Consider the following 16,475-nt stretch of genomic DNA (forward strand, 5'->3'; position numbering starts at 1 on the left):
TAATTGGGGCCGCAAAGCGGCCCCAATCATTTTCAGTTCTGTGCAGCGACGCTGGACTTGCCCTGGCGGGTCTCGATCTCGTCGATCAGGCGCTTGGCCAGCGCCGGGTAGTTCTCGTCGAAGTGGTGGCCGCCTGGCAGCTTCATGCGTTCGCCCACTGCAGTCTTGTCGGTGCAACCGCTTTCGTCGGTCTCTTCGATACCGTACACGCAGACCACCTTGGACGCCGGCAGCCTGGCCATTTCCGGCCCGGTAGGCGCTTCTTGGCCTTCCTTGCCCAACCAGCCCTCAACCTCGATCTCGAAGCTGCCGCTACGGGCGAACGCCAGCAGTACGACCGCGTCGATACGCTGTTGGTCTTCGGCCGGCAGGCGGTTGTAGATGGCCGGCAGCACGTCGGCGCCGAACGAATAGCCGGTCAGCACGAAACGCTTGGTGCCCCACTTCTGACGGTAGTGCTGCATCAGTTCGGACAGGTCGGCGGCGCTTTGCTCCGGGGTCTTGTGCTGCCAGTAGTAGCGTAGGGTGTCGATACCGACCACCGGGTAGCCGAGCTTGGCCATTTCACCGGCCACATCGCGGTCCAGGTCGCGCCAGCCGCCGTCACCGGAAAGGAACAGGGTGACGGTGTCGGTGGTCTGCCCGGCCGGGACTTCTACCACCGGGATGGCCAGGGCGTTGCCGTCGCGGCCGACCAGGGCCTGGGTCAGCTGGGCCTTGAGCACCTGTGGCAGGTGGATGTCATAGTCGCTGATACTGGTTTCGGCGTTGGCCTGGTCGCGCACGAAGGCAGCACTGGCATCGTCCGGGTTGTCGTTCCAGGCGACGTTCCAGTGGCCGTGGGCGGCCGACTTCGGCAGCTCGGCCTTGCAACCTGGTTGTTCCAGGGTGAAGTCGACGGAAATGGCCCGGGCCTTGTCGTCATTCTGGGTGGCCAGCCAGCGCCATGCCTGGGCTGCGCCAGGGCCGATGCCGGCGACCAGGGTTGGTTTGTCGGACAGCTGGGTCAGCGCCTGATCCATGGCCTGTTGCTGCTTGGTGCAGTCGTTCGGCGGCAGGATCACCTGCACCAGCTGCGCCTCGCCAGCCTGGCTCAGGTCCAGCAGCTGCTTGTCGGTCAGGGCCTGGTCCTGGGGCACGCCGATGGCGACCCGGGCCTTGGCGTGCACGCCCGGGGTGACGCGGATGATGCTGGTGTCATTCAGGGTCAACTGCTCCAGCCGTGCCTCGGGGGCAGGGCGTGCCCACAGCCAAAAGCCCGCAGCGCCGGCCAGGGCGGCCAGCAGCAGGGGAATAAGTACGTACAGCCAATAGCGTCGGATCATCAACGTTTCACCAATCCAGTCAGGCCGCCGGCAATCAGGGCGGCAGTATCGGCCAATGCCACCAGCGGGTCGAGCCCGGCCGGCACGGCCATGTAACGAGGTTCCCAGTCCGGCTGGAACTTGTCCTTGAAGCGCCGCAGGCCTTGGAAGTTGTAGAGCTGCTCGCCACGGCGGAACACCATCGAGCCCAGGCGCTGGGTCAAGGGGGCGCCGCGGCGTGGCTGCAGGCCGGAAAGCGGCACCATGCCCAGGCTGAAGCGGCCGTAGTCATGGCTTTTGTAATGCAGGATCAAGCCGATCATCATGAATTCCATGGTCAGCTTCGGCGCTTCTGGGTGCGCGCGCATCAGGTCGAGGCTGGCCAGTTCGTTGCTGTGGGTTTCCAGCAGGTTGGCGAAGGCCACCGGCCGGCCCTGGAAACGAATCAGGGCGATACGGAAGTGCTGCAGGTACTCAGGGCTGAAGCGCCCCAACGAGAAGCCTTTCTCGCGTACGTTCTTGCCGCCAAGCCAGGCGTCGGAGATTTCCTTGAGCTCGGCCAATGGCGCCTGGCCGGGTTCGTGGATCTCCAGGCTCAGGCCATCCCGGCCGCCACGGTTCCAGGTGTAGCGCAGGTCCTTCATTTCCTTGCCCTTGGCTTCGAGGTCGAAGCGGCGCAGGTCGACCCGCGCTTCCTCGCCCAGCTTCAGGGCGGTCAGACCAATGTCCATGTAGAACGGCAGGTTCTCCGCGCGCACCTGGTAGAACACCGGGCGGGCGTGGTGCAGGTCACACAGGTCACGGAACTGCCAGATCATCTCGGCGCGTTCCAGGGCCGGGCCGATCGGGTCATACAGCGCCACCAGGCTACGGCCGCGACGGGCGTACATGAGGAAGGCATTGTCGCTGGGGTGGAACAGCAATGCCTTGTCGCCGGTCAGTGCGAGGCCGCCGTCGGGCTGGTCGGAGGCAAGCAGGATACGGTTGGCGCGCTGCAGCTCGACGTCGTCAGGCAGGTGAATGACCGGGCGGGCGGTGCGCAGCAGCCAGGTCAGGGCGACGATCACCAGCAGCACCGCGCTGCCCAAGGCAGCGCGCAGGCCGCGCGGGGCGTCGGCGTCGAGGGTGAACTGCCACCACAGCTTGTGGGTATAGGGTACATCCTGGTAGGCGAACAGCAGCAGCCACACTGAAGCGCCGACCACGCAGGCGCTGGCCACCAGGTACACCGGTGAGAACGGCAGTTCGAGTAGCCGGCTCGGCCGGTAGAACGAGCGGCGGAAAATAGCCAGCAGGGCAGCGGTCAGGGTCAGCAGGCTGGCTTCTTCCCAGTCGAAGCCTTTGAGGATCGACAGCAGCGCGCCGACCAGCAGCAACACAGTGGTCAGCAGCCAGGCTGCCGAAAGGCGCCGACGCAGGCCCTGGGCCAGCAGCAGGCAGAGCACGCCGATCAGGCTGGCGCCGAAGTGTGAGGCATCGATCAACCGGTGTGGCACAAGGAAGCCCATGTGCTCCAGGCGCGTGTCGATTTCCGGGGTGGCGCCGGAGAACAGCAGCACCACGCCCGACAGGAACACCAGAATCGCCAGGATCGGTGCGCCGAGGCCCGAGGCCGCCTTGATAGCTTGCTGGGCGAACAGCAGGCGGCGTGCTTCGTTGGCCAGCAGCAGCACGCAGGCCAGCAGCAGCGGCAGCACCACGTAGATCAGCCGGTACAGGAGCAGGGCGGCGGCCAGTGGCGCGGCGCCAAGCTGGTCGGCGAAGGCGGCCAGGAGGATCGCTTCGAACACCCCGACGCCACCTGGTACATGGCTGAGCACACCAGCGGCCAAGGCCAGCAGGTAGACCAGCACGAAGGCACCGAAAGGAGGCGCTTGCGGCAGCAGCAGGTAAAGCACGGTGGCTGCGGCGGCCACGTCCAGCGCGGTGATCAGCAGCTGTAGGGCCGCCAGGCGGCCACCGGGCAGGCGCAGGGTGCGACGGCCCAGCTGGACCAGCAGGTTGTCGGCCAGCGGTTGTTCCGGCAGGCGACGGCGATACAGCCCGATCACCAGCAGGGCGGTGATGGCCAGAACGGCGATGGCGATGCCGGCCAGCACTGTCGAAGGCAAGCGCAGGGCGGTTGCTGCTGCCGGCAGGTTGCTCAAGGTGGCCAGCGCCGCCAGTGGGGGCAGTGCGCACCCCAGGGACAGGCTGGCAAACACGGTCATGCGTGCCACTTCGGCGGCACCAAGGCCCTGACGAGCATACAAACGGTAGCGCACCGAGCCACCCGAGAGCATCGACAGGCCGATCGCGTTACCAATGGCAAAGGCGCTGAAACCGCCCATCACCAAGGTTTGCGGGGGCAGTTTGACGGCCGCGTAACGGCTGGCCGACCACTCATAGCCCAGCAGGATCACGAAGCCTGCCACTGTCGCCAGAAGGGCACCGATCAACGATTTTGCCGGGACGTCGAGCATGGCATCGTGCAGGGCATAGATGTCCAGTTCGCTCAGCAGATGCCGACACGCGATCAGCGCCATGGCAAACAGTAGCAAGGTCACGGCCAGGCCAATCGGCTGGCGGTAACGGCTCATTCGTTCCAGCCAAGGCAAGCGCTGGGCGGCAGTCGGCAGTGCCGAGGCGAGTGGCACCTGGGGTTCGGGGGTGTGCGATGTCATGAGATGCCTCGGGCGTGGTGCGCGAGGAGGGGAAGAGCTGCGGCCAAGTGAAAGTCCCTTTGGTGAACGTATCCAGATATTACTCCGGGCAACGTTACTTTCAGTCGTCCGGCAGTGTTAAAGATAGTTCATCCTCAAGACGACACCTCAAACGAGCGGGTTTGGGTGTAGTACGAGGATTTATCAGGCGACGAAATGCAACAAACCCCGCACTGCTGTTACGCAGGCGGGGTTTGTTCTGACGAATATGGTTGCGGGAGCCGGATTTGAACCGACGACCTTCGGGTTATGAGCCCGACGAGCTACCAGGCTGCTCCATCCCGCGTCAGAGGGGCGTATTCTATAGATTCGGACGGCCAAGTCAAGAACTAACTGCACAATGGATAACAATTGTTTCAGGTCTTGAATTCCAGGCAAAGAAAAAGGCCACTGCGTTAACAGTGGCCTTTTCTCGAATCTGGTTGCGGGAGCCGGATTTGAACCGACGACCTTCGGGTTATGAGCCCGACGAGCTACCAGGCTGCTCCATCCCGCGCCTGTGGGATCGAATTCTACAGCTTAAGCACTGAGTGTCAAGCTTTACTTGTTGATTTGTTTGATTTTTCTTTCGCCGATTAAAATCGAAGCAAAAGAAAAAGGCCACTGTGTTAACAGTGGCCTTTTCTCGAATCTGGTTGCGGGAGCCGGATTTGAACCGACGACCTTCGGGTTATGAGCCCGACGAGCTACCAGGCTGCTCCATCCCGCGCCTGTGAGATCGAATTCTACGGATTTCCGTGCTCATGTCAAGCGATATTGTAGAAAACCCTTTTTCGTTCAATCCCTTAGCGACCATGCCTGGCTGCGGATCAGGCGCGACGGGGCTTGCAAGCCGATTATCGAAGCAGGCTGTCTCAGCGTTAGCGGCATGCGCTACTATCTGTATGAATTTACAGTGGTGTCCATCATCAGTGTCTCTGCGCAAGATCATCCACATCGACTGCGATTGCTTTTACGCCTCTATCGAGATGCGTGACGACCCGCGCCTGGCCGGTCGCCCCATGGCGGTCGGTGGTTCCCCGGACCGGCGCGGGGTAATTGCCACCTGCAATTATGAAGCGCGTGCCTATGGAGTGCGTTCCGCCATGTCGTCGCGGCATGCCCTCAAGCTTTGCCCGGACCTGGAAATCGTCAAGCCGCGCTTTGAGGCTTACCGGGAAGCGTCGCGCGAGATTCACGCCATTTTTCGTGACTACACCGATTTGATCGAGCCGTTGTCGCTGGATGAGGCGTACCTGGATGTCAGTGAAAGCCAGTGGTATGCCGGCAGTGCCACGCGAATCGCCGAGGACATTCGCCGACGGGTAGCCCGTACCCTGCATATCACGGTATCTGCGGGGGTGGCCCCGAACAAGTTCCTGGCCAAGATCGCTAGCGACTGGCGTAAGCCTAACGGCATCTTCGTGATTACCCCGGAGCAGGTCGAGGCCTTTGTGGCTGCCTTGCCTGTGGCCAAGCTGCATGGTGTGGGCAAGGTGACTGCAGACAAGTTGAACCGCCTGGGTATCGACACCTGTCTTGACTTGCGTGAATGGTCGCGGCTGGCGCTGGCACGTGAATTCGGCAGTTTTGGCGAGCGGCTCTGGGGGTTGGCTCGGGGGATCGATGAGCGTGCGGTTCACAACGATAGCCGCAGGCAGTCGGTCAGTGTGGAGAACACCTATGACAACGACCTGCCAGATCTGGACAGCTGCCTCGAACGTTTGCCTGAGCTGCTGGCCAGCCTTAATGAGCGGATTGAACGGATGGACAGCAGTTACCGGCCCGACAAGCCCTTCGTAAAGGTAAAGTTTCATGACTTCAGCCAGACCACCCTGGAGCAAGCGGGGGCGGGTAGGGACCTGGAAAGCTACCGTCAGTTGCTGCGCCAGGCGTTCGCCCGGGGTGGCAAGCCGGTGCGCTTGCTGGGGGTAGGGGTGAGGCTACGGGATTTGCGCGGGGCGCATGAGCAGTTGGAGCTGTTCCCAGGCAATTGAAAAGGGGCCGTAAAAACGGCCCCTTCTTTATAGTTACTGCACGCCGGGATCAGCGACCAACCGGCCAGTGGCCTTGGTCAGTGCCGACAGGAATTCCTGCTGAAGCTCCGGATCGTTGCGTGTCAGCTCGATCAGGCTTTGCTCCATTTCGCTGGCTTCCTCTTCCAGGCCCAGCTCGGACAAGCGCTTGACCCGGTGTACCCACTGGCCGACATCGTCATCCTCGAGGTCATCGAAGATCAGCTCATGAGCCTCGCGCAGCTTGTTGCGCAAGGTGGCGCTGACCAGCAAGCTGGCATCGCCACGGATCGCGTTGTCCTCATCGACCACCTGCAGGTGCAAGGTGCCGACGTGGTTCAGGTGCTGTTCCGAGAACGGGCTGTCCAGCAGGTTCAGGCGCAGCACGCCGTTCCTGTCGGTGGTCAGTTCGTGGGTCATCTTGCCCGCCTTGACCTCGACCAGGCGTTCGCTCCAGGGCACGCTGGTGAACTCTTCGCGCTTGTCCTTCTGCACTTCGCTGATGCCCGCCAGGTTTTGCTGGGCGCGGCCATTGGACGGCGTGTTCATGAACGGGTTGAGGCCGTCCACGCCGTAGCTGAGCCAGTCGTGGGTCATGCTCTGCGGCAGGTTGCCGAGGGCGAACACGTTGACCACGTTGGCGCCAATGCCAGCGACCACGGCTACCGCGCCGAGCGGGATCTCGTAGATCTCCCGCCACGGTTGGTAAGGTGTGTAGCGGTCGTAGCGGCGGGTGACCTCGTATTCGGTGACCTCGAAACGCTTCTGCTCATGGATGCGCACACGCCGTTGCGGAAGCTCCATCACCTTCGGCTCGCCGACATCGATCTGCAAGGTATGTTCGAGCAGCTTTCGCTCGACACGCTCCTCATGATCGCTGCGCTGGGACATCTGGTTGGCGCAACCGCTGGCGAGCAGGGCGCCGCACAGTGCGGCGCCCCCCAGGGTATAGGTACTTCGCTTGGACATGATTACTCGTGCATTGATTATCAGCGGCGAACGCGGGCCTGCAGGAAGGTCAGCACTTCATTGAGCGGCAGCTGTTGGGCTTCCGACTCGGTGCGGTGCTTGTACTCCAGGTTGCCGTCGGCCAGGCCGCGGTCGCTGACGACGATGCGGTGTGGAATGCCGATCAGCTCCATGTCGGCGAACTTGATGCCGGGGCTGGTCTTCTTGTCGCGGTCGTCCAGCAGCACCTCGTAGCCGGCTGCGGTCAGTTCGGCGTACAGCTTGTCGGTTGCCTCGCGGACTACCTCGGTTTCGTAACGCAGCGGTACCAGAGCGATCTGGAACGGTGCCAGGGCGTCGTTCCAGATGATGCCCTTGTCGTCGTAGCTCTGCTCGATGGCGGCGGCGACTACGCGGGATACACCAATGCCGTAGCAGCCCATGGACAGTATGACCGGCTTGCCGTTCTCACCCAGGACCTGGCACTTGAGAGCCTCGCTGTACTTGGTGCCGAGCTGGAAGATATGGCCGACTTCGATGCCGCGCTTGATCACCAGGGTACCCTGGCCATCCGGGCTTGGGTCGCCTTCGACGACATTGCGCAGGTCGGCAACCTGTGGAACGGGCAGGTCACGTTCCCAGTTCACGCCGAAGTAGTGCTTGTCGTCGATGTTGGCGCCGATGGCGAAGTCGCTCATCAGGGCGACCGAGCGGTCGATCACGATTTCCAGTGGCAGGTTCAGCGGGCCGAGCGAACCGGCACCGGCACCAATGGCCTCGCGCAGTTCGGCGTCGGTGGCCATGACCAGCGGGTCGGCAACCTGTTCCAGCTTGGCGGCCTTGATTTCGTTGAGCTCATGGTCGCCACGGACGATCAGGGCGACCAGCTTGCCTTCTTCGGCGCCGCGCACGATCAGGGTCTTGACGGTCTTTTCGATCGCCAGGCCGTGGTTTTCCACCAGTTGGGCGATGGTCTTGGCTTCCGGCGTGTCGACCAGGCGCAGTTCCTCGGTAGGAGCAGGGCGCACGGTTTCACGCGGGATGGCTTCGGCCTTCTCGATGTTGGCGGCGTAGTCGGAGCTGTCGCTGAAGATCACGTCGTCTTCGCCCGACTCGGCCAGGACGTGGAATTCGTGGGAGTAGCTGCCACCGATGGAGCCGGTGTCGGCCTGCACTGGGCGGAAGTCCAGGCCCAGGCGGGTAAAGACGTTGGTGTACGCCTGGTGCATGCGGTCGTAGGTTTCCTGCAGGGAAGCCTGGTCGGCATGGAAGGAGTAGGCGTCCTTCATGATGAATTCGCGGCCGCGCATCAGGCCGAAGCGTGGGCGAATCTCGTCACGGAACTTGGTCTGGATCTGGTACATGTTGAGCGGCAGCTGTTTATAGCTGGACAGCTCGTTGCGGGCCAGGTCGGTAATCACTTCTTCGTGGGTCGGGCCGACGCAAAAATCACGCTGGTGGCGGTCTTTCAGGCGCAGCAGCTCAGGACCGTACTGTTCCCAGCGGCCGGATTCCTGCCACAGCTCGGCAGGCTGGATGCTTGGCATCAGCACTTCCAGGGCGCCGGCGGCGTTCATTTCCTCGCGCACAACGTTTTCGACCTTGCGCATCACCCGCAGGCCCATCGGCAGCCAGGTGTACAGGCCGGAGGCCAGTTTGCGGATCATGCCGGCACGCAGCATGAGCTGATGGCTGATGACCACTGCGTCGGCAGGGGTTTCTTTCTGGGTGGCGAGCAAATATTGACTGGTGCGCATGGTTAGCCGTGTCGATTGCCTAAGACGTTGAAATAGCCCCGCATTGTACGGGGGCGAAACGAAGGCGTACAGAATGCCCCAGGGCGTGGCAGTTGTCAGCCAAGAAAAAGCCCGGCAAGTGTGCCGGGCTTTTTCAGGTGCGGGGCACTATAAGCCAGGCTTACAGGATGCTCAGCGGGTACTCGACGATCAGGCGCAGTTCGTCGATCGAGCTGGAACCGTAGTAAACGCCGTCGCTGGAGCGGTAGGTAGCCTGGCGAACGCGGAAGCTCAGGTCTTTAGCCGGGCCTTCCTGCAGTACGTACTTGACGTCTACGTCGCGTTCCCATTCCTTGCCATTGCTGGTGGAACCGGTGTTGGCATCGCTACCACGCACGTAACGGGTCATGAAGGTCAGGCCTGGTACGCCGAACTCGGCGAAGTTCAGGTCGTAGCGAGCCTGCCAGGATTTTTCGTCTTCAGCGTTGAAGTCGGAACGGGCCACGGAGTTGGCCAGGAAGATGGTACCACCACCGTCCACGCCGTAACCGTAGTCACCGTCACCGTGGACCTTCTGGTAGGCCAGGGTGAAGGTGTGAGCGCCGATGTTGTAGGCGCCCGACAGGCTGTAGGCCTGGTTGTCGAGCTTGGTCACGCCATCTTTCTCGGCGCGCTGCAGGCCTTGGCCATCGCTCTTGGTGTCATAGATGTTGAAGTCGAACACCAGGCCCTGTTTGTCCGAGAGCGGCAGCGCCCAGTTCAGGTTGGCGTAGTACTTGCGCCAGTAGTCTTCAACCTTGGAGTAGTACAGGCTGGTGGACAGGTTGTCGGTGAAGGCGTAGGTGCCACCGAGAACGTCGGCCTGCTTCAAGTGCAGGCTGTCATGGAACGTCTGGGACTGGGCGTTCAGCGCGGTAAAGTGACCGGCGTTCAGGGTCAGGCCCTTGATTTCGTTGCTGGTGATCAGTGCGCCTTGAGCCACTTCTGGCAGCAGGCGGCTGTCATCGGTTGCGAGCACTGGCAGGGCAGTGAACTGGTCGCCGACTTTCAGTACGGTATCGGAGATGCGCAGCTTGACCGCAGCGCCGCCTTCGGAGAACTCGTCCTGCGCACGGCCGTCGGCGTCAGTCGGGAACTGACCGGTGCTGTGGCGACCCTTGCCGCTGTCCAGTTTCACGCCGAGCATGCCGATGGCATCGACGCCCACGCCGATAACGCCCTGGGTGAAGCCCGACTCGTAAGTGCCGAGGAAGCCGAGGCCGGTTTCTTCAACGCGGCTCTGGGTGCCTGGCTCGTTGTTACGGAAGTCGCGGCTGAAGTACAGCATGCGAGTCTTGACGTTCAGCTTGCTGTCTTCGAGGAAACCCTTGGAATCGTCCTGGGACGAGGCAACGGCCATCTGCGAGGTCCCTGCCGCAACGGCCAGGGCGATCATGCTCCACTTCATCACGCGCATCGTGATTTGCTCCTTTGGTTTTTAGGAAGAGTACCGCTGCGCCCAAGTCTTTTAGTTATATGGGGCAGCTCTTTCTTGTTATGTCGGCGGAAATGTATAGCACGCTGACTGTTGTTGGCGATATGGCAAAAATCATCCTTTCGGGAACTTTATTGCCGTGTCGCTTTTAAGTATCTCCATGTCGCAAATCACGTCCCGATTAACCGGGCCGTACAACGCCAGCGCTGTTCCTTAGCCGTAACGATTCTGTAACTTCAGATTCTGGCTGGGGAAACTCCCTGGTGTACCCAATTTCGCTGTTGTTATTTGTCGCGTCACCCGGTCAATGCAGGTGTCGTGCCGACTTGGCGTGGAGAGAATGCAACAAGCGTGCTCAAAATTAACAACGGTTCATGAAATTTTCACAGTAACCGCTGCCAAAGGTCGGAAAGTACCGAAAACACGGGGCGGGATTTGTCTGATGGTGTGCCAGCTTCAATGTGCAGGGTAAAAGAAAAAGCTGTCATAAAAGTCAATGTGTTACCGGCAACTGTTGATCCTGAGTCATTGATGTGGGTAGAAGCGTAGTGGCGCACACTTTTGTGGCCTCATTTTGGTGCGAAAAGTAGCGCTGTGTTACCGCCGTTGTGCAAGTCGTGGAGATTCATGAGCTTAAAGCGTGCAGCCGTGCGTCTGGCGCATGCTGGCGCGGGCGAAGCAGAGTATCCTTGGCGCATATGGTTATTGTTGGAGATTGATCGTGTTTGATATGGATTCGCGTTTGCAGCAGGACTCCCTGGTGCTGGGTGACTTTCCGCTGTGCCGTCTGCTGCTCAGCAAGGATGCCAATTACCCATGGTTCATCCTGGTGCCCAAGCGTGCAGGTGTGAGCGAACTGTTCGACTTGAGTCAGGAAGACCAGGCGCAACTGTGGAAGGAAACCACCTACCTGGCCGAAGCGCTCAAGCGCGAATTCGCAGCAGACAAGATGAACGTTGCCACCCTGGGTAACGTGGTCAGCCAATTGCACATGCATGTCATCGTCCGCCACCACGGCGACGCAGCCTGGCCAGCGCCGGTTTGGGGCAAGGTGCCGGCCGTCGGGTATGCGCCGGAGCAGGTAGATGCCATTCGTCAGCGTCTGCGGGCGTTGCTGACCCACGATTACCAGGGGGCCTGACATGTCGGCAGAGTTGCGCATCATCGAGCTGGAAACCCGTCAGGCATTCCAGGACGACACGATCCAGGCGCTGAATGATGTGGTGGTCGAGCAGGGGCGGGTCATCGAACGCCTGCAGCTGCAGGTGGCCGAACTGATCAAGCGTTATGAAGAGATGGTCGGGCAGTACGGCAGTGAAGGGGAAGAGGCGCCGCCACCTCATTACTGACAAGTCGCCGCCCTGGGCTTGCCCCAGGGCGGCGCAGGGTCAGCGGCGGTTCACCGCGACCACGTCTTCGGCCTGCAGGCCTTTGTCGCGGTGCATCACCGAGAACTCCACGCGCTGGCCTTCGACCAGAATGCGGTGGCCCTCGCCGCGGATGGCGCGGAAGTGGACAAAGATGTCATCGCCCGAATCTCGGGAAATGAAACCGAAGCCCTTGGAGGTGTTGAACCACTTCACGGTGCCGGTATCACGCTTGCCGGCTTCCAGTGATCCCCCTTGGCTGGCGCGGGCCTTCTTGCCGCTGCGGGCGAAACCGGCTACCAGGTGCAGGGCGACGGCCAGTGTGGCGCAGACCAGCGCCGCCAGGTTGCCCATTTCCGGGCGCGCCAGCAGGGTCAGGGTCTGCAGGACCACGGCCACCACCAGCAGGGCGCAGGCCAGGTATTGCAGTTGTTGCCGCGCACCGCGGTAATACAGGGGCACGACCGGGGCCAGCAGTAGGTTGAGCAGGCCGAGCAGGGTCAGATGGACCGCGTCGGGTTGCTGCAGGAAGGGTGTTGCGTCGGGTTTGAGGCTGGGCATGAGCGATAGCAGCAAAGCCGCAACGCCCGTCACCAGATGGACGATCTTGAACATGGGTTGGCTCACAGTTGATAAGGCCGATCACAGGAAGAGCTGGCGGCACGGTGCGCATGAGGTGTAAAGCGCGAACACGTGGAGGCCAGCCTATGCACCCGGCAATGACAGTCCGCACGGGTGGCACAGTGCCTATTTAACAGCAAAGGCGGGGGCTTCTCAAACCGCAGGCGGCAGGTGTCGATGGCTTGCCTTGGGTCATGGGCAGATTGCGCCAAGTATTGATACAGTGTGTCGGGCCCGCTTGATCATCAAGCCTTATGGAAAGGGGAACTTCATGGCAATCGATATCGGTATCAGTGAAGAAGATCGCAAGTCCATCGTCGAAGGGCTTTCCCGCCTGTTGTCGGATACCTATGTGCTGTATCTGAAAACCCATAACTTCCACTGGAACGTCACCGGTCCGTCGTTCCGCACCCTGCACCTGATGTTCGAGGAACAGTACAACGAACTGGCGCTGGCGGTTGATTCGATCGCCGAACGGATTCGCGCGCTGGGCTTCCCGGCACCAGGCTCGTACGCCTTTTATGCGCGACACTCCTCGATCAAGGAAGAAGAGGGTGTTCCGCCCGCAGACGAGATGATCCGCCAGCTGGTGCAGGGGCAAGAGGCCGTGGTGCGTACTGCCCGCAGCATCTTCCCGGTGGTCGACAAGGTTAGCGACGAGCCGACCGCTGATCTGCTGACCCAGCGCATGCAGGTGCATGAAAAGACGGCCTGGATGCTGCGGGTGCTGCTCGACGGTAAGTAATCAGTTAATACTGTAGGACTTGTCCGTAGGCCCGACTGAATCCGCTTCAGTCGGGCCCTTTCGTTTGTGCGGGAAGACTTTGCCGCTGCTTTGGGCGCCTCGCTCAGCGCTTCATTGAGCCCCAGTTGAATGAACTGAGGAAGTGGCGCGATGCAAGCAATCAAGCGTGCGGTGAGGGCGGGGCACTGGCCTGGCAAGCAGTGCATCGACCCATTCAAGACCGACTTCGACATGTTGCAGACTCAACCTGTCTCGCGTTCGGTGCGATTGAATGGTTTTTCCACCTGCTTGCGCCTGGAGGCGGTGTATTGGGGTATCCTCGAGCAGATCGCTGCAGCGAACCAGTGCTCGGTCAGTGCCGTGCTCTCCTATGTCGATCGCGAAGTGCACTTGCGTCAGGGTGGGGTGCGCAACTTCAGCGGGCTGATCCGGGTGATCTGTGTCGCCTGGTTGCGTGATCCGCCGAGTGCACGCTGATCGCCCGGCGGGCTGCGCAGTGTCGGTTAACCATATATAATCCCGCTTTTTGCTGCCCCGGCAGCCAGCGTTGTGGTTGACGAGAGACGTTCATGCCCCTTTATGACTATCAATGTGCTTCCTGCGATCACCGGATGGAGGCGCTGCAGAAGATCAGCGCCGCGCCGCTGACCGACTGCCCGGCCTGTCAGGCGCCGGCATTGAAAAAATTGCTGTCGGTCCCCGGTTTTCGCCTGAGTGGCAATGGCTGGTACGAAACCGACTTCAAGACCGGGGCGAAAAAGAACCTGGCAGGCGGCGACAAGGCCGACTGAGTTGAATTGCAGTAGCCGGGTCTTGCAGTATTAGCCCTCCGGGCGGCCAAGGCCTCCAACGAATACACGAATCACGAGAAGCGAAACCACCATCATGATGCGCAGCCATTATTGCGGCCAACTGAACGAGAGCCTGGACGGCCAGGAAGTCACCCTTTGCGGCTGGGTCCATCGTCGCCGCGACCACGGCGGGGTGATCTTCCTCGACATCCGTGACCGCGAAGGCATGGCCCAGGTCGTGTTCGATCCGGATCGCGCCGAAACCTTCGCCGCCGCTGACCGCGTGCGCAGCGAGTACGTCGTGCAGATCACCGGCAAGGTGCGCAAGCGCCCGGACGGCGCAGTGAACGCCAACATGGCGTCCGGTGCCATCGAGATCCTCGGCTACCAGCTGAACGTGCTGAACGAAGCGGAAACCCCACCGTTCCCGCTGAACGAGTACTCCGATGTCGGCGAGGAAACCCGCCTGCGCTACCGCTTCATCGACCTGCGTCGCCCAGAAATGGCCGACAAGCTGCGCCTGCGTTCGCGCATCACCAGCAGCATCCGTCGTTTCCTCGATGAAAACGGCTTCCTTGACGTCGAAACCCCGATCCTCACCCGTGCCACTCCAGAAGGCGCGCGTGACTACCTGGTGCCGAGCCGTACCCACGCGGGCAGCTTCTTCGCCTTGCCGCAGTCGCCTCAGCTGTTCAAGCAGCTGCTGATGGTTGCCGGTTTCGACCGCTACTACCAGATCGCCAAGTGCTTCCGCGATGAAGACCTGCGTGCTGACCGCCAGCCGGAATTCACCCAGATCGACATCGAGACCAGCTTCCTCGACGAAGCCGAGATCATGGGCCTCACCGAGAGCATGATCCGCAAGCTGTTCAAGGAAGTGCTGGACCTGGAATTCGGCGAATTCCCGCACATGACCTTCGAAGAGGCCATGCGCCGCTACGGCTCCGACAAGCCTGACCTGCGTATCCCCCTGGAACTGGTCGACGTTGCCGACCAGCTGAAGGATGTTGACTTCAAGGTCTTCGCCGGCCCGGCCAACGATCCGAAGTGCCGCGTCACCGCCCTGCGCCTGCCAGGCGGCGCCAGCATGCCACGCAGCAAGATCGACGAGTACACCAAGTTCGTCGGCATCTACGGTGCCAAGGGCCTGGCCTACATCAAGGTCAACGAGCGCGCCAAAGGCGTCGAAGGCCTGCAGTCGCCGATCGTCAAGAACATCCCTGAGGCCAACCTCAACAACATCCTCGACCGCGTTGGCGCTGTCGATGGTGACATCGTGTTCTTCGGTGCCGACAAGTTCAAGGTCGTCAGTGAGGCCCTGGGCGCGCTACGTATCCGTCTGGGTCACGACTTCGAGCTGCTGACCTGCGAGTGGGCGCCGATGTGGGTCGTCGATTTCCCGATGTTCGAAGAAAACGAAGACGGCAGCTTCACCGCGCTGCACCACCCGTTCACCGCGCCGAAGTGCACCCCGGAAGAGCTCGAGGCCAACCCGGCCACCGCGCTGTCCCGTGCCTACGACATGGTCCTGAACGGTACCGAACTGGGTGGCGGTTCGATTCGTATCCACCGCAAAGAGATGCAGCAAGCGGTATTCCGTCTGCTGGGCATCGAGGCAGAAGAACAGGAAGAGAAGTTCGGCTTCCTGCTCGACGCCCTGAAGTTCGGTGCACCGCCTCACGGTGGCCTGGCCTTCGGCCTGGACCGTCTGGTCATGCTGATGACCGGCGCCCAGTCGATCCGTGAAGTGATCGCTTTCCCGAAAACCCAGAGCGCCGCGTGCGTCATGACCCAGGCCCCTGGCATGGTCGATGCCAAGGCCCTGCGCGAGCTGCACATCCGTCTGCGCGAGCAGACCAAGGTCGAGTAATCGGCCCCGGGCGCATCCTGGCGGGTGCGCCTCGGCGCTTCGGCGCAGTATTCCCACGTTCCGCCCTTCGGGGCGGAACCTGTTTCTGTTTCAAGGATTCGGAGTCGTTATGGCTGGTCATTCCAAGTGGGCGAACATCAAGCACCGCAAAGAGCGCCAGGATGCCAAGAGAGGCAAGATCTTCACCAAGTGGATCCGTGAACTGACTGTCGCGGCCAAGCAGGGTGGTGCCGACCCAGGCTCCAACCCGCGCCTGCGCCTGGCGTTGGACAAGGCCCTGGGCGCTAACATGAGCCGTGACATCATCGATCGCGCCGTGGCCCGTGGTGCTGGCACCAACGAAAGCGACAACGTCGAAGAGCTCAGCTACGAAGGCTATGGCCCGGGTGGCGTGGCGATCATGGTCGAGGCCATGACCGACAACCGCAACCGGACCGCCGCCGCCGTGCGCCATGCCTTCACCAAGTGTGGCGGCAACCTCGGCACCGACGGCTCGGTGGCCTATCTGTTCGAACGCAAGGGCCAGATCAGCTTCGCCCCGGGCGTCGATGAAGATGCCTTGATGGAAGCTGCGATGGAGGCCGATGCCGACGACGTGGTGGCCAACGACGATGGTTCGTTCGAGGTGTTCACCTCGTTCAATAGCTTCTACGCCGTGCGTAACGCGCTGGAAGAGGCGGGCTTCAAGGCCGCCGACGCGGAAATCGTCATGCAGCCGACCACCAGCGCCGAACTGGACCAGGAGGGCGCCGAGAAGGTGCTCAAGCTGATCGACATGCTCGAAGACCTGGACGACGTGCAGAACGTCTACTCCAATGCGCAGATCTCCGACGAGATCATGGAAAAACTCGGCTAAGGTCTTCTGATCAATTTTGTCGGGGCTTTGAGTTTTGCTGTGCATGTGCCGGCCCCTTCGCGGGACA

At 61.5% G+C, this 16,475-nt stretch carries 14 protein-coding genes and 3 tRNA genes; 8 read left to right on the forward strand and 9 right to left on the reverse strand.

Translation table 11 applies throughout. The features are described from left to right. Positions 1–32: 32 nt before the first annotated feature. The 5 genes from ACOKS3_RS06555 to ACOKS3_RS06575 form a co-directional block, all read right to left on the reverse strand. The gene (locus ACOKS3_RS06555) at positions 33–1,325 is read right to left on the reverse strand and encodes a virulence factor family protein (RefSeq protein ID WP_103445290.1); all 1,293 of its coding nucleotides are present in this window, start codon (positions 1,323–1,325) and stop codon (positions 33–35) included. Continuing rightward, positions 1,325–3,883, reverse strand: a complete 2,559-nt coding sequence (mprF, locus tag ACOKS3_RS06560; protein WP_374755341.1) for a bifunctional lysylphosphatidylglycerol flippase/synthetase MprF — start codon at positions 3,881–3,883, stop codon at positions 1,325–1,327. Before mprF ends, ACOKS3_RS06555 begins: the two co-directional genes overlap by 1 nt. A 332-nt stretch (positions 3,884–4,215) precedes the next feature. Then, a tRNA-Met gene (locus tag ACOKS3_RS06565) sits at positions 4,216–4,292 on the reverse strand. 133 nt (positions 4,293–4,425) lie between these two features. Continuing rightward, positions 4,426–4,502: transfer RNA gene (locus tag ACOKS3_RS06570), tRNA-Met, on the reverse strand. 136 nt (positions 4,503–4,638) lie between these two features. Beyond that, positions 4,639–4,715, reverse strand: a tRNA-Met gene (locus tag ACOKS3_RS06575). Positions 4,716–4,923: 208 nt separating this feature from the next. Here ACOKS3_RS06575 and dinB point away from each other — a divergent pair. Continuing rightward, the gene (dinB, locus tag ACOKS3_RS06580; protein WP_181004446.1) at positions 4,924–5,982 is read left to right on the forward strand and encodes a DNA polymerase IV; all 1,059 of its coding nucleotides are present in this window, start codon (positions 4,924–4,926) and stop codon (positions 5,980–5,982) included. A gap of 33 nt (positions 5,983–6,015) precedes the next feature. On the opposite strand, the gene ACOKS3_RS06585 is transcribed toward dinB, so the two are convergent. The 3 genes from ACOKS3_RS06585 to ACOKS3_RS06595 form a co-directional block, all read right to left on the reverse strand. Beyond that, positions 6,016–6,969 (reverse strand): hypothetical protein, encoded by a 954-nt coding sequence (locus tag ACOKS3_RS06585; protein ID WP_103445287.1) that lies wholly within the window; start codon positions 6,967–6,969, stop codon positions 6,016–6,018. A gap of 20 nt (positions 6,970–6,989) precedes the next feature. Next, complete coding sequence (locus tag ACOKS3_RS06590) at positions 6,990–8,705, reverse strand: proline--tRNA ligase (RefSeq protein ID WP_103445286.1); 1,716 nt, start codon at positions 8,703–8,705, stop codon at positions 6,990–6,992. Between the two features lie 160 nt (positions 8,706–8,865). Continuing rightward, positions 8,866–10,140, reverse strand: a complete 1,275-nt coding sequence (locus ACOKS3_RS06595) for an OprD family porin (protein WP_103445285.1) — start codon at positions 10,138–10,140, stop codon at positions 8,866–8,868. Between the two features lie 739 nt (positions 10,141–10,879). Here ACOKS3_RS06595 and ACOKS3_RS06600 point away from each other — a divergent pair. Both ACOKS3_RS06600 and ACOKS3_RS06605 read left to right on the forward strand, forming a co-directional pair. Next, a complete protein-coding gene (locus ACOKS3_RS06600; protein ID WP_103445284.1) occupies positions 10,880–11,299 on the forward strand; it encodes an HIT family protein in 420 nt (139 codons plus the stop codon). 1 nt (position 11,300) lies between these two features. After that, positions 11,301–11,507 (forward strand): SlyX family protein, encoded by a 207-nt coding sequence (locus ACOKS3_RS06605; protein ID WP_103445283.1) that lies wholly within the window; start codon positions 11,301–11,303, stop codon positions 11,505–11,507. A gap of 39 nt (positions 11,508–11,546) precedes the next feature. On the opposite strand, the gene ACOKS3_RS06610 is transcribed toward ACOKS3_RS06605, so the two are convergent. Further along, entirely contained in the window at positions 11,547–12,140 is a 594-nt protein-coding gene (locus ACOKS3_RS06610) for a cold shock domain-containing protein membrane protein (protein ID WP_422764531.1), read from the reverse strand. A 277-nt stretch (positions 12,141–12,417) separates the two neighbouring features. Between ACOKS3_RS06610 and ACOKS3_RS06615 the strand changes: the two genes are divergently transcribed. From ACOKS3_RS06615 to ACOKS3_RS06635, 5 genes are all read left to right on the forward strand, one after another. Then, entirely contained in the window at positions 12,418–12,891 is a 474-nt protein-coding gene (locus tag ACOKS3_RS06615) for a Dps family protein (protein ID WP_103445281.1), read from the forward strand. 150 nt (positions 12,892–13,041) lie between these two features. Next, a complete protein-coding gene (locus ACOKS3_RS06620; RefSeq protein ID WP_103445280.1) occupies positions 13,042–13,368 on the forward strand; it encodes a ribbon-helix-helix domain-containing protein in 327 nt (108 codons plus the stop codon). A gap of 92 nt (positions 13,369–13,460) precedes the next feature. Then, a complete protein-coding gene (locus tag ACOKS3_RS06625; RefSeq protein ID WP_027919960.1) occupies positions 13,461–13,682 on the forward strand; it encodes an FmdB family zinc ribbon protein in 222 nt (73 codons plus the stop codon). 94 nt (positions 13,683–13,776) lie between these two features. Then, positions 13,777–15,552, forward strand: coding sequence for an aspartate--tRNA ligase (gene aspS, locus ACOKS3_RS06630; RefSeq protein ID WP_027919959.1), 1,776 nt, complete (start codon positions 13,777–13,779; stop codon positions 15,550–15,552). A gap of 109 nt (positions 15,553–15,661) precedes the next feature. Then, positions 15,662–16,408, forward strand: coding sequence for a YebC/PmpR family DNA-binding transcriptional regulator (locus ACOKS3_RS06635; RefSeq protein ID WP_103445279.1), 747 nt, complete (start codon positions 15,662–15,664; stop codon positions 16,406–16,408). The last annotated feature ends 67 nt before the right edge of the window (positions 16,409–16,475 follow it).

The sequence above is a fragment of the Pseudomonas sp. HS6-2 genome (assembly GCF_049325675.2).
GTDB classification, from domain to species: domain Bacteria; phylum Pseudomonadota; class Gammaproteobacteria; order Pseudomonadales; family Pseudomonadaceae; genus Aquipseudomonas; species Aquipseudomonas putida_N.

Excerpts from the sequence above, each read along its gene's own strand:
- ACOKS3_RS06620 (WP_103445280.1), top strand. The coding sequence starts at position 13,042 with ATGCAAGCAATCAAGCGTGCGGTGAGGGCGGGGCACTGGCCTGGCAAG.
- ACOKS3_RS06615 (WP_103445281.1), top strand. The coding sequence starts at position 12,418 with ATGGCAATCGATATCGGTATCAGTGAAGAAGATCGCAAGTCCATCGTC.
- ACOKS3_RS06585 (WP_103445287.1), bottom strand. The coding sequence starts at position 6,969 with ATGTCCAAGCGAAGTACCTATACCCTGGGGGGCGCCGCACTGTGCGGC.
- ACOKS3_RS06590 (WP_103445286.1), bottom strand. The coding sequence starts at position 8,705 with ATGCGCACCAGTCAATATTTGCTCGCCACCCAGAAAGAAACCCCTGCC.
- aspS (WP_027919959.1), top strand. The coding sequence starts at position 13,777 with ATGATGCGCAGCCATTATTGCGGCCAACTGAACGAGAGCCTGGACGGC.
- ACOKS3_RS06635 (WP_103445279.1), top strand. The coding sequence starts at position 15,662 with ATGGCTGGTCATTCCAAGTGGGCGAACATCAAGCACCGCAAAGAGCGC.
- mprF (WP_374755341.1), bottom strand. The coding sequence starts at position 3,883 with ATGAGCCGTTACCGCCAGCCGATTGGCCTGGCCGTGACCTTGCTACTG.
- ACOKS3_RS06610 (WP_422764531.1), bottom strand. The coding sequence starts at position 12,140 with ATGTTCAAGATCGTCCATCTGGTGACGGGCGTTGCGGCTTTGCTGCTA.
- ACOKS3_RS06605 (WP_103445283.1), top strand. The coding sequence starts at position 11,301 with ATGTCGGCAGAGTTGCGCATCATCGAGCTGGAAACCCGTCAGGCATTC.
- ACOKS3_RS06595 (WP_103445285.1), bottom strand. The coding sequence starts at position 10,140 with ATGCGCGTGATGAAGTGGAGCATGATCGCCCTGGCCGTTGCGGCAGGG.
- ACOKS3_RS06555 (WP_103445290.1), bottom strand. The coding sequence starts at position 1,325 with ATGATCCGACGCTATTGGCTGTACGTACTTATTCCCCTGCTGCTGGCC.
- ACOKS3_RS06625 (WP_027919960.1), top strand. The coding sequence starts at position 13,461 with ATGCCCCTTTATGACTATCAATGTGCTTCCTGCGATCACCGGATGGAG.